This is a genomic window from Rhodospirillales bacterium (genome assembly GCA_020638175.1).
Lineage (GTDB): Bacteria > Pseudomonadota > Alphaproteobacteria > Micavibrionales > Micavibrionaceae > JACKJA01.
The window spans coordinates 847,819-860,303 of sequence record JACKJA010000002.1; the positions used below are offsets into that span (position 1 = coordinate 847,819).

The window sequence follows — 12,485 nt, forward strand, 5'->3', positions numbered from 1 at the left end:
TCGTTACAGAATCATGAACAAAATGAGAAGCTTAATAACTTTTTTTATGAGGATTTTTTAATGGTTTCACAGACCGTGCGCACAGCCTCCGGATAAGCGGCGTGCTCCTGCACCAGAACGCGGGCCGCCAGAGTGTCCGGGGTGTCGCCGGGAAGGACAGGAACGGCTTTTTGCAAAATTACCGGCCCGGCATCCATTTCCGGCACGACATAATGAACCGTGCAGCCGTGCTCGGTTTCCCCGGCCTCCAGCGCCCGTTCATGGGTGTCCAGCCCCTTGAATTTCGGCAGCAGGGACGGGTGGATATTGATAATACGGCCCGGCCAGCGCGCAATAAAATCGGCGCTCAGGATACGCATGAAACCGGCCAGACAGATCAGATCGACCGGGTATTGCGCCAGCTTCTCTTGGATCGCGGCTTCAAACCCCGGCTTGTCTTTCGGAAAATCCCGGTGATCGACAACCTCCGTGGCAATCCCCGCCGCCTGTGCCTTCGCCAGCCCGACGGCCTCCGGTTTATTTGAGAAGACAACACATATTTGTGCCGGGAAATCAAGGGCTTGGCAGGCGTCAATCAATGCCTCCATATTGCTCCCCCGCCCGGAAATAAATATGGCGAGATTGATTTTTTCTACGCCCATTCTGCATCCTGATGTTTGAGGGTAACATGCGCCTCTTCGCCCGGCGCTGCCGCGATATGGCCGATCCGGTATACGGTTTCGCCATGGCTTTCGAGGACGGCAGTCAGCTTGGCGGCGGCCTCGGCTGCGCAGATGACCGTCATGCCGATCCCGCAGTTCAGCGTCCGGGCCATGTCGTCGGCAGAGAGGTTCCCGGCCTCTTTCAACCACCGGAACACAGGCGGCAATTCCCATGAAGCGGCGTCGATGACGGCCTGCGTGCCTTCCGGCATGGTCCGCGGGATATTTTCGATCAGCCCGCCGCCGGTAATATTCGCCATTGCCTTGATGAGGGGCTGGCCGTCGGCATCGTTTTCCTCCAGCGCCGCCAGCAGGCTTTTCACGTATATCCGTGTCGGCGTCAGGAGCGCCGCGCCCAGCGTCGCCGCGTCTGTCTGAAACGGGGCCGGGCGGTCATAGTTACTTTCGGCCAGCCGCCGGATCAGGGAATAACCGTTGGAATGCGGCCCGCTGGAGGCCAACGCCAGAATAACGTCGCCCGCCTGCACGCGCTCCCCGGTCACGATCCGGTCGCGTTCTACCGCGCCGACGGTAAAGCCCGCGAGGTCATAATCGCCCGCGCCGTACATGCCGGGCATTTCCGCTGTTTCGCCGCCGATCAGGGCGCAGCCGGCCTCTTTGCATCCGGCGGCGATCCCGGCAATCACATCTTCGGCGGCCGCCGGGTCAAGTTTGCCTGTGGCAAAATAATCGAGAAAAAACAAAGGCTCGGCCCCCTGCACGATCAAATCGTTGACGCACATCGCCACCAGATCAATTCCGACGCTGTTATGCACGCCGGTATCAATCGCGATTTTTAATTTTGTGCCCACCCCGTCATTCGAAGACACCAGAACCGGATCTGTGTATTTGGTCTGTTTCAGGTCGAAAAACGCGCCAAAGCCGCCCAGTCCCTGCATCACGCCGCTTCGGAACGTGGACTGGACATGCGGTTTGATCCGGTCGACCACTTCGGCGCCCGCATCAATATCAACGCCGGATTGTTTGTAAGCACTGTCTTTCATTTTGCATCCTGCCGCGGCAAAGGTTATATACATCCTGTGGGACCGATCCGACAGGAAAGAGAATATGAGCAGATTTTATAAAAAACTTCCGCGTTTAATCCTAGTCTTTTCTTTTTGCGCGTCTTTTTTGATGGGCATAGGGGGAACGGCATATGCGCAGGGCAGTGATGCCTTTACCGTCACGGGCGTGCATGTCGACGTGACGGCGGACGATGCCGTGGCCGCGCGGGAGCAGGCTTTCCAGAAGGCACAGGTTCAGGCTTTTCAAGAGCTGGCTGCCCGGCTCCTGACCGACGCACAAGCCGCGGCCCTGACGCCGCCGGCGCCGGATGTCGTGTCCAGCCTGATTCAGGATTTTGAAATCACGGAAGAGCGGTTATCCGCGGTGCGCTACGTCGGAACCTATATCTTCAGATTTAAAAACGATGCGGTTCGTAAATATTTTTCTGGCTACGGCGTGTCTTATACCGATGTTTCCAGCAAGCCGGTTTTGATCCTGCCGTTCTATCAATGGGGGACGCGGATGGTCATCTGGGAAGATAACAATCCGTGGCGCCAAGCATGGAACCGCAGCGGCGCCGGATACGGGCTGGTGCCGGTGGTTGTGCCGATCGGGGATCTGCAGGATGTAGCTGCGATTAATGATGATACCATGCTGACCTACGACGCCCAGAAAATGGCGGAAATGATGGAACGCTATGGCACCGGCGATGGTGTAATTGTTCTGGCGGCACCGGAACCGGAAGGGGCGGAAACCCCCGCCGGACTGAATATCACAATTTACCGGACTGAATTGATTCGCCCGGTTTTCGTCCAGAACTTTCATGTTAACGCGCCGGAGGATGGCGATGTCTTTGCCGCCGCCGTGATGGGCGTGCGGCGGGCGCTGCAAAAAGACTGGAAGGATAAAACGCTGGTTGAATCAAACCTGCCGCAAAACAGCCTGAAGGCCCGCGTGCGCTATAGCTCGATGAAGGAATGGGTGGATACCCAAAAATCCCTGCGCAGCGTGCAGGGCGTCAGCGACGTGAAGCTTCAATCTCTGACCCCGCGGCAAGCCGATATCGAACTCGTGTATCGCGGAACAGAGGACCGCCTGCGGCTGGCGCTGGAGCAGGCCGATATGACGCTGACCTTGCCGGAAAGCGCGATGCCGACCGATCCCTATGGTCTGCAATATGGCTACCGGCCGGCGGCGAATACCGTATATGATCTGTATTTGAACAAATATGCCCCGGCCCCGCCGATTGCGGCGCCGGAAAACCCGCTGGAGCAACAGTCATGGTAAAACATGCGCTTTTACTATCTCTGTTTCTGATCTTCCTTGTTATGGGGACCGCCGCCCATGCGGCGGATAATGAATCGGTGTATGAACGCGTTATGCGTACCGGGAAAATCCGCTGTGGTTACGTCATTTACCCGCCCAATACCATAAAAGATCCCAATACAGGTGAAATCTACGGGATGTCGCCGGATGTTATCAAAAAAGCTGCCGAGGGTCTGGGACTGGAAATCGAATGGGCCGAAGAAGTAGGGACCGCGACAATGGTACAGGGGCTTATAAATGATCGTTATGATATGCTTTGTACAGCGGCATGGCTGAACTTGCCGCGGGCCCGTTACGCCGCTTTTTCCAAGCCGATTTATTACACGGTTGTGAATGCCGTTTCCCGCGAAGGTGACATCCGCTTCGACAACAATCTGAAGGCGATCAACGATCCGGCTGTAACCGTCGGCAGCGTCGATGGCTCGGCTTATACTGTGATCGCGCAAACGCAGTTCCCGAACGCCAAAATTTCATCCTATCCGGACCTGACCGACCTCGCTCAGCCGTTGGTCGATGTCATGACGGGTAAGGCCGACGTGGCGTTCATGGAAAATTACATTTTGAATTCCTTTATGGAGAACAATCCCGGCAAAGTCCGCATGGTGCCGGCCGATCGCCCGGTGAAGGTCTTCCAGAATTCATATTTGATGAAGGGGGGAGAATACCGTTTTAACCACATGATCGACGTGGCCTTGACCCATATGCTCAATAACGGGGAAGTCGATGAAATTATCTCCCTCTACGAAAAATGGCCGGGTTCGTTTAAACGCGTGGCTATCCCTTACGAACAAGAATAGAATACGAGAGTCATCATGCCGAAAACCAACACCATTTCCTTGAAAACCCATATCCGGTTCTGGCTGGCGGCGTTTGCTGCATTTTTGCTGTTTGTCTGGCTGTTTAAAGGGGTGCTCCTGCCGTTTGTGCTGGGCGTGGCGATTGCTTATTTGCTTGATCCGCTGGTCGAACGACTGGCGCGCTGGAAAATTACCCGTGATATGGCAGCCCTGATTATTCTGGGGCTTTTCATTGTGATCGTCGTCGGTCTGTTTGGCGCGATGATTCCGCTGGCCTATCGTGAAATCACGCAGCTGGCCGATTCGGCGCCGGCGTTGCTGGATAGGCTATGGACGGCCATGGCGCCCTATACGCTGTGGGTACAGGAAAAACTGGGCAACGGCAACTTTGCCGGCTACCAGCAAACCATCGAGCAGAATATCGGTAAAATCCTGCAAGGCTCTCTGGGCGTTCTGCAGGGCGGGGGCTCTATCCTCGCCAGCGGCGGACAGGCCATCGCCGGGTTTTTGTCACTGGTGATTTTCACGCCGATCGTGGCGTTTTTCATGCTGAAGGAATGGGACAACATGACGAAATGGGTTGATAATCTGATCCCGCGCGGCAGCTATGACACCATCAAGGGTTTGCTGGGCGAGATTAACGGCAAATTGTCCGGCTTTATCCGCGGGCAGTTGACGGTCGCTTTCGCGCTGGCTGTGATTTATGCGCTGGCCTTGACGGTGGCCGGGCTGGATTTCGGATTTTTAATTGGCATCAGCGCCGGGATATTGTCGATTATTCCGCTGGTGGGGTCGACGGTGGGCCTGTTCGTCGCCGTCACCGTGGCCTGGTTCCAGAGTTATGAATGGACCTATGTTGCCCTGATCGCGGCGATTTTTCTGATCGGCCAGTTTGTCGAAGGCAATATCCTCACCCCCAAACTGCTGGGCAAAAGCGTTGGCCTGCACCCGCTGTGGATTTTGTTCGCTTTGCTGGCGGGGGGGACGCTGTTTGGCATCGTCGGTATGTTGCTGGCCGTGCCGGTGGCCGCGGTGATCGGGGTGTTGCTGGCTTTTGCCATTAAACAATACAAGGCCAGCCCGTTCTATGAAGAGAAAAAGGCCGCCCCCAAACCAAAGAAAAAAACAGACGCCAAGGCAAAATAATGAGTGTCGTTGCTATGCAAATTCCTCTCGATTTGTCTCACCGCCCGGCCCAAGGGCGGGAGGATTTTCTGGTCGCACCCAGTAACAGAGAGGCCGTGGCATGGATCGACCGCTGGCCGGAATGGCCGGCTCCGGCGCTGGTGCTCTATGGCCCGGCTGCCAGCGGTAAAAGTCATCTGGCGGCGGTCTGGGGAGAGAAAACCGGTGCGGCCTTCGCCGATACCAATGATCTGGCCGGGCAGGCCGCCGATCAAATCGCGGCGCAGGCACCGCATCTGGTGCTCAAGAATATTGATCTGTGGTTTGGCGACCGGGATGCCGAAACCACACTGTTCCATCTTTATAACCTGATGAAGGAAGAGGGCCGCTCGCTGCTTTTGACCATGCGGATGGCGCCGACACACGCCGCCTTTGTTCTGCCTGATCTGGCGTCTCGCTTGCGCGCCGCCCCCGCCGCTGCCATCGCTCCGCCTGATGATGTTTTGCTTTCGGCGGTTTTGGTAAAACTTTTTGCCGACCGGCAACTCCAGATCGGCGACGAGGTTTTAAATTACATCCTGCCGCGCATGGAGCGTTCTTTTGCCGCCGCCCGTGATCTGGTTGCCGCCGCCGATAAACTGGCGCTGGCCGAAAAACGCCCGATTTCCGTGCCGTTGATCCGGCGGGTGCTGCTCAATCAAACGCTTTGATTTTTTCTTGAACTATTCTCTTTATTGACGTAAGACACGCCCCATAAGACGTGTACGTAAAAAAAATAACGAGGGTGTTTACTATGAATGAGACGGTTTTAGAAGCAAAACCATTGCGTATTTCATTTCGGGAAGTTGATCGGGCGCATATGAATCTGGTGGTTCCCGAACAGCCGGATAGCCTTTCAATCGACGATCTTCAGCGTCAGGTGGATGAGAGTGTTCGTGGGCTGGGGGTTGCCTGGAATAACACGGTTTGCGTAACGGTTGAACTGCGCTTCCCAGATCATCATGGCGGCCACGAAAAAGTGCGCGATAGCATAGGCCAAAACGTGATGAAAGCAACCGGCAGACCGGTTACTTTTCTGAAGGGTTAACCCGCTTTTGTTTTCTTGGCCGGGGCTTTCTTTTTAGCCGCGGCCTTTTTCTTGGCGGGTTTCTTCTTCGCCGGGGCTTTCTTGGCTTTATCCTCACCTTTGTCGCCCTTGGCGGCGGCGCGCGCGGCTTTTTTCTCGGCGGCTTCGGCAATCACAACCACGGCGCGGTTCACCCCGATGGTCAGCAAATCATCGTCCTTCGGCAGGGATGAAAACACGTTGTCGTGCTTCAGATACGGACCGAACCGGCCAATCCCGGCCTGAATCATTTTGCCGGTTTCCGGGTGTTCCCCGACATCGCGCGGCAGCGCCAGTAATTTGAGCGCGGCGGCCAGATCCATATCGGCGGGCGATACGCCCTTGGGCAGTCCTTGGCGCTTGGGTTTGTCCTTGCTTTCCGGCGGCGGGTCGATCTGGACATACGGACCGTACGGCCCCTTGCGCAGCGATATCGTCCGCCCGGTTTCCGGGTCGGTTCCCAGCACTTTCGGCTCGTTGGCCAGCGCCGCGCTGGCAGCGTCCTCGTCGGCCTCTTCCTCGCCTTTGATTTCCAGCTTTTGCGTATGGCGGCAATCCGGGTAATTCGAACAGCCGATAAACGCCCCGAATTTTCCGAGCTTCAGCGACAGGCGCCCTTCGCTACAGGCCGGGCAGACCCGCGGGTCTTTGCCGTCTTCACGCGGCGGGAAGAAATGAGGTCCCAGCTCGGCATCCAGATGGTCGATGACCTCCGTGATCGTCAGGCCTTTGGTTTCCTCGACAGCCTTGGAAAAATCCTTCCAGAACAAACGCAGCGCTTCTTTCCAGGCGACATGCCCGGCGGCGATCGCGTCCAGCTCCTCTTCCAGATTGGCGGTAAAATCATAGTCGACATAACGGGCAAAGAATTTCGACAGGAAGGTTGTGACAACCCGGCCGCGGTCTTCCGGGATGAAACGCCGTTTGTCCATCCGCACATAATTGCGGTCGCGCAAGACTTGCAGGATCGAGGCATAGGTGGAAGGCCGGCCAATGCCTAGCTCTTCGAGTTTTTTCACCAGCGTAGCTTCGGAATAACGCGGCGGCGGCTGGGTGAAGTGCTGTTCGGGCAGGATGTCGATGAGTTTCAGGGCATCGCCTTCATCCATCGGCGGCAGGCGGCGGTCGCTTTCATCGGCGCTGTCTTCGTCGCGGCTTTCCTGATAAAGCGTCAAAAAGCCGTCAAAGGAAACAATCGAACCGTTGGCCCGCAGGATCACATCGTCCGTGCCGTCGGAAATCGTGGCGCTGACCTGATCCAGAACGGCGTTTTCCATTTGGCTCGCCATGGTCCGCTTCCAGATAAGGTCATAGAGCGCCGCCATGTCCTTGTCGAGAGCGCGGCGCATCACTTCGGGCGTGCGGCGCAGGTCGGTCGGGCGGATCGCTTCGTGGGCTTCCTGTGCGTTTTTGGCTTTGGATTTGTACATGCGCGGGCTGGACGGCAGGTATGTATCGCCAAACTTGTCTTTAATGACATCGCGGGCCTGCATGACGGCTTCCGGGGCCATGTCGATCCCGTCGGTCCGCATATAGGTAATCAGACCGGTTGTTTCCCCGTCGATCTCGATCCCTTCATAAAGCTTTTGTGCCAGCCGCATGGTCTGGCTGGCCGACAGGTTGAGCTTGCGCGAGGCTTCCATTTGCAGGGTCGAGGTAATAAACGGCGCCGCCGGGTTGCGGCGTACCTGCTTTTTCTCCAGCTTTTGCACGGCCAGCTTCTTGTGGCGGATGCGGTCGGCGGCATGGGTGGCCGCGTCCTCATTTTTAATGTCGAGCTTGTCGAGCTTGTTCCCGGCCAGATGGGTCAGGCGGGCGGTAAAGGGCGCGCCCGACGGGGTATGCAGCTTGGTGTCGATGCTCCAGTATTCATCGGCGCGGAATTTTTCGATCTCTGATTCCCGCTCGCAAATCAGGCGCAGCGCCACAGATTGCACCCGGCCCGCACTGCGGCTGCCCGGCAGCTTGCGCCACAAAACCGGCGACAGCGTAAAGCCGACCAGGTAATCCAGCGCCCGCCGCGCCAGATAAGCTTCGATCAGCGGCTGGTCCAGTTCCCGCGCATTTTTAAACGCTTCCTGCACGGCTTTCTTGGTAATCGCGTTAAACGTTACCCGCCGCACGGTTTTGCCGGTCAGCAATTTATCTTCGTTCAGGATCTCCTGCACATGCCATGAAATGGCTTCTCCTTCGCGGTCAGGGTCAGTCGCGAGAAACAGGGTCTGGGCTTGCTTGACGGCCTTTTTAATATCGCCGATATGCTTGGCCGAGCGCTCGCCGAGTTGCCAGCGCATCGCAAAATCGTCATCGGGCAGAACCGAACCGTCCTTGTTGACCAGATCGCGGACATGGCCGAACGAAGCCAGCACCACGTAATCCGGACCCAGATATTTATTGATGGTTTTAGCCTTGGCCGGTGATTCAACGATGACTAGATTTTGTGCGCTCAATGTGTCTCTGCCCCGTATTTTTTAAATTTAGTCTCTAGCCATTGCCACGAAACCGGGGTGGTCGTCAACCGTGCTAGATGAGCTTCCTGAAAAAAATCCGGTCATAAGGGCCGCGATAGCGCCGGATTCTCTCATATTCTTCAAAACCAAGCTTCAGGTAAAATTCGGGGGCCTGATAGCTATAGGTGTCTACCCACGATTTTCCGCAGCCGCGTTCACGACCGATACTCGTCGCTTCGTCCATCAGACGGCGGCCCATTCCGGTTCCGCGCAGGGATTTGTCAACCCATAGCTGGCTGATGTACAAGTCATCCGTGTAGCTGTAACCGTGACAAGCCGCTTTGATAACGCCGCCTTCTTCCAAAGTCAGGCAAAAATAATTCCGGCCATCGCCTGTGGTTTCACGGGCATGCTCTTCAAATCCCTCGTGCAGAGCGTTTTGTACAAAGTCAGGAACGGAATCATATTGTTTAATATCCAAATTCTATCCCTCTACCAGCATCACCCGTCCGCCGGGCAGGCGCTGGATGCGCCCGGCCAGTTCAAGCTCAAGCAGGATTGTCTGGGCGGCGGCGGCGCTGATCTCTGTTTGCCGAATGATGTCATCGGCCTGCACCGGGGTGAAAGATAAAGCAGAGAGGAGAGCCTCGCGGGCGCTGTCATCCGGTTCGCTGTCGTTGGCGGGCATATCGAGATCGTAAGTCGGCCGCGCGGAATCGAACAGCATTTTCGGCTGCCCGGAAAAATTCATGATCCCCTCCAATACATCTTCGGCGCCGCGGACCAGAACCGCGCCTTCGCGGATCAGCTTGTTCGGCCCGGCGGCACGCGGATCGAGCGGGTGGCCCGGCACGGCGTATACATCGCGTCCCTGTTCCCCGGCCAGCCGCGCAGTAATGAGCGAGCCGGAGCGCAGCGTCGCTTCGACCACAACCGTCCCGGCGGACAGGCCGGATACTATCCGGTTGCGCCGGGGAAAGCTCTGGGCAAACGGTTTCTGGCCCAGCGGACTTTCGGCGACGATGATGCCGTGCTTAATGATCTCATCGTATAAATCCTGATTTTCCGGTGGATAGACAACATCAATGCCGCCTGCCACTACGGCAATCGTCCCGGTTTTGAGCGATCCTATATGCGCCGCCGTATCAATCCCGCGGGCGAGGCCCGATGCGACAACCTGCCCGGCTTCGCCCAACTCTCTCGCCAGTTTCTCGGCAAACTTCCGGCCATTCAGTGAGGCGTTCCGCGCTCCGACCATCCCGATACACGGTTTGTTGAGTAGCTCTGAGTTACCGATAACGGATAGCACCGGCGGCGCGTCTTCCAACGCAGACAGCGCCAGCGGATAGGCAGGCTCACACGCGCAGATCATCTCTCCGCCCATTTTCTTAAGCTGCTTGTATTCGCGCTCGATCACCGAAACCGGGGGGATCACCAGTGGCTTTTTCCGTCCGCCGCGCGCCGCCAGCGTCGGAATTTGCTCCAGCGCCTTCTCCGCACTACCGTAATATTGCAGGAAGTTATGAAAGGTAATCGGCCCGACATTCTCCGTCCGCGCCAGCCGCAGCCAGGCAAGCTTTTCACTCTCGCCAAGCGGCCGGTCATTCGTTTGTGGCTGGAGCATCTTTCTTCTTCCCGATCTTGGGTTCCTCGCCTTTCAGCAGCCGTTTGATGTTGTCTTTGTGCCGGGTATAACCCAGCGCGGTAATGAGCAGGCAAATACCGGCTGGTTCAGCGCCATAAACAAAGAAGGTGACAACAGGCGCTATTGCCAGAGCCACAAGCGCAGACAGAGATGATATGCGGCTAATGAACGCCGTGGTCAGCCATACCAGACACGCCGCCACCCCGGCCCACGGCACGGCTGCCAACAAAACGCCGAGCGTCGTGGCCACGCCTTTCCCGCCTCTGAATTTCAACCAGACAGGGAAGTTGTGGCCGAGGATCGCCAGAAATCCAATCAATAAATATGTCGCTATAAATAAACCGGGCGGTGCTGAATCTTGGGAAGGTGTATAAGGGTATAAAGCGCTGTACAACAGGACGACAGCCGCCCCTTTACCCCCATCAAGCAAGAGAGTGAGAGCGGCCAGCTTTTTGTTCCCTGTGCGCAGAACGTTGGTCGCGCCGATATTGCCGGAACCGATCTGACGAATATCACCCAGCCCCGCAATCCGGGTCAGCAGTAATCCAAACGGAATAGAGCCGATAAGATAGGCAAGAAAGAAAAATACAAGCTGCATGTCACCCCCCCACCAGCAAATCAAGCGCCGCCATACGGGCAAACACGCCATTGGAGACCTGGCGGTCGTACAAAAACCGGGTTTTATCATCGGCCATGTCGTCGTCGATCATCAGCCCGCGCAGGAACGGCCCCGGATCGAGTAATACCGCGTCCGGTCCCGCAAGGTTCAGTTTCTCATGCGTCATGCCGTAATCGTGGAAATAGCTGGCATCTTCGATCAGCGCGTCATCCATCCGTTCCTTTTGCGGTCGGATGGTCATCACGGCATCGGCGCCGGGCAGTCCCTCGGCCAGCGAGGTAAACATCGCGATCCCATCCACCGGCGCCTTTTCCGGCAGCAATACCGGCGGCGCGACAAGACGCACCGTTGCCCCCATCTTGGTCAGCAGGTGCATGTTGGATGCCGCTACGCGGCTGTGGGCAATATCACCGACAATCGCCACGGTTAAGCCATCAAGTTTACCGAAATATTGCCGCAGCGTCAGCGCGTCAAGCAGCGCTTGCGTCGGGTGTTCGCGCCAGCTGTCTCCGGCGTTCAGGACCGGGCAGCTCACCCGCTTGGCGACATAGTCCGGTGCGCCGTATTCGCTGTGGCGGATCACAATGGCATCCGGGTGCATGGCGTCCAGTGTCCGCACCGTGTCCATAAAGGTCTCGCCTTTGTTGATCGAACTGGTTTTCATGTTCCAGTTAATCACCTCGGCCCCCAGCCGCTTTGATGCCATCTCGAACGACGTGCGTGTCCGGGTTGAATCCTCGAAAAACAAATTCAGGATCACTTTGCCTTTCAGGGTCCGTTCAGGACGACCGCCCTCGGCGGTCATGTTCGCGTAGTCCTGCGCGATATTCAGGATCGTTGTGATGTCGTCTGCGGCCAGCGGCGCAATGCCGGTTAAATGCTTGTGCGGGAAAACGGGGCGGGATGTATCCATCGGTTTTATCAGTTCCATAGCCAGGGTCATGTCGATTCAAACGCGTTACGGGAAAACTGAGTCTTTCTATAGCGCGTTCGCTTCCGTTTAAAAAGGGAAGAATTCATAAAACCGGTAGATCCCCGCCAGAATAATGCCGACGGCAAAGCCCGGCCCGGCAGGAATCTGGAGGTTTTTAAAATCGGTTTTCCGCCCGGTTTTCCATGCCCGATACAGGCCGTATCCCAAACCATGCAGCAGCCCGGCAAACGCCCCCGCCGACAATGCCAGCATCACGGCATCCGGCCCCAGCCATAATCCGGCGGCGGCCATCAGCTTGACATCGCCCAATCCCAGCGCATCCATTTTATACAGCCGGTTGGCAACGGCGCGGATCAGGTAAAGGGTAACAAACCCGGTCAGCCCGCCCAGAACGATGGCCGCAGGCGACAAGATAGCCGAAGAAAGAGACGCGTGAAAAACCAGCCCCAGCAAGGCGAAGGGGGCAACCAGCTTGTCGGGCAAAAGCCGCGTCCGCAGGTCGATAACCGACAGGGCGGCAAGCAGGGCAAGAGCGGCAAGCAGACAGATGTAGGCGATCCAGACAGTCATTAATTTTTGTCGTTAGAGTAAAACCATTGTCCCTGACGATATCACGATCACCGCGGCAGGGCCATCCGGCACGCGGGGAGCCGAATATTGTCCACAGCTTGATTCGGTAAATTCAGGCGGGAATGGTTTTTGTCTTTGTGTTTTGTGTATTTGTCTTTAAAATACAAGGTGATTCTTTCTGTGGGATAGAAATATCCCATGTCTTTGT

Annotated in this window: 13 protein-coding genes; 5 read left to right on the forward strand and 8 right to left on the reverse strand. The window is 56.7% G+C overall.

Annotation, left to right across the window (positions count from 1 at the left end; genetic code table 11):
* Positions 1–44 precede the first annotated feature (44 nt).
* Both H6868_04060 and H6868_04065 read right to left on the reverse strand, forming a co-directional pair.
* Positions 45–641: a phosphoribosylglycinamide formyltransferase gene (locus H6868_04060; protein ID MCB9988494.1), complete on the reverse strand. Its 597-nt coding sequence runs from the start codon at positions 639–641 to the stop codon at positions 45–47.
* Complete coding sequence (locus tag H6868_04065; GenBank protein ID MCB9988495.1) at positions 632–1,705, reverse strand: phosphoribosylformylglycinamidine cyclo-ligase; 1,074 nt, start codon at positions 1,703–1,705, stop codon at positions 632–634. The genes H6868_04060 and H6868_04065 overlap by 10 nt, the downstream gene beginning before the upstream one ends.
* A 64-nt stretch (positions 1,706–1,769) precedes the next feature.
* Between H6868_04065 and H6868_04070 the strand changes: the two genes are divergently transcribed.
* From H6868_04070 to H6868_04090, 5 genes are all read left to right on the forward strand, one after another.
* Positions 1,770–2,993, forward strand: coding sequence for a DUF2066 domain-containing protein (locus tag H6868_04070; GenBank protein MCB9988496.1), 1,224 nt, complete (start codon positions 1,770–1,772; stop codon positions 2,991–2,993).
* Positions 2,987–3,829 (forward strand): amino acid ABC transporter substrate-binding protein, encoded by an 843-nt coding sequence (locus tag H6868_04075; GenBank protein ID MCB9988497.1) that lies wholly within the window; start codon positions 2,987–2,989, stop codon positions 3,827–3,829. Before H6868_04070 ends, H6868_04075 begins: the two co-directional genes overlap by 7 nt.
* A gap of 15 nt (positions 3,830–3,844) precedes the next feature.
* Complete coding sequence (locus H6868_04080; GenBank protein MCB9988498.1) at positions 3,845–4,975, forward strand: AI-2E family transporter; 1,131 nt, start codon at positions 3,845–3,847, stop codon at positions 4,973–4,975.
* Positions 4,975–5,664 (forward strand): DNA replication protein, encoded by a 690-nt coding sequence (locus H6868_04085; GenBank protein ID MCB9988499.1) that lies wholly within the window; start codon positions 4,975–4,977, stop codon positions 5,662–5,664. Before H6868_04080 ends, H6868_04085 begins: the two co-directional genes overlap by 1 nt.
* 83 nt (positions 5,665–5,747) lie before the next feature.
* Entirely contained in the window at positions 5,748–6,041 is a 294-nt protein-coding gene (locus H6868_04090; GenBank protein ID MCB9988500.1) for a hypothetical protein, read from the forward strand.
* On the opposite strand, the gene topA is transcribed toward H6868_04090, so the two are convergent.
* From topA to H6868_04120, 6 genes are all read right to left on the reverse strand, one after another.
* Positions 6,038–8,509 carry a type I DNA topoisomerase gene (topA, locus tag H6868_04095; GenBank protein ID MCB9988501.1) on the reverse strand — a complete coding sequence of 824 codons (2,472 nt, stop codon included), beginning with the start codon at positions 8,507–8,509 and terminating at the stop codon, positions 6,038–6,040. The genes H6868_04090 and topA overlap by 4 nt on opposite strands.
* Before the next feature lie 73 nt (positions 8,510–8,582).
* Positions 8,583–8,990, reverse strand: coding sequence for a GNAT family N-acetyltransferase (locus H6868_04100; protein ID MCB9988502.1), 408 nt, complete (start codon positions 8,988–8,990; stop codon positions 8,583–8,585).
* A gap of 3 nt (positions 8,991–8,993) precedes the next feature.
* Entirely contained in the window at positions 8,994–10,133 is a 1,140-nt protein-coding gene (gene dprA, locus H6868_04105) for a DNA-protecting protein DprA (protein ID MCB9988503.1), read from the reverse strand.
* Complete coding sequence (gene plsY / locus H6868_04110; GenBank protein ID MCB9988504.1) at positions 10,111–10,752, reverse strand: glycerol-3-phosphate 1-O-acyltransferase PlsY; 642 nt, start codon at positions 10,750–10,752, stop codon at positions 10,111–10,113. Before plsY ends, dprA begins: the two co-directional genes overlap by 23 nt.
* A 1-nt stretch (position 10,753) precedes the next feature.
* Complete coding sequence (locus tag H6868_04115; GenBank protein MCB9988505.1) at positions 10,754–11,686, reverse strand: aspartate carbamoyltransferase catalytic subunit; 933 nt, start codon at positions 11,684–11,686, stop codon at positions 10,754–10,756.
* 87 nt (positions 11,687–11,773) lie between these two features.
* Complete coding sequence (locus H6868_04120; GenBank protein ID MCB9988506.1) at positions 11,774–12,277, reverse strand: prepilin peptidase; 504 nt, start codon at positions 12,275–12,277, stop codon at positions 11,774–11,776.
* Positions 12,278–12,485: the final 208 nt, after the last annotated feature.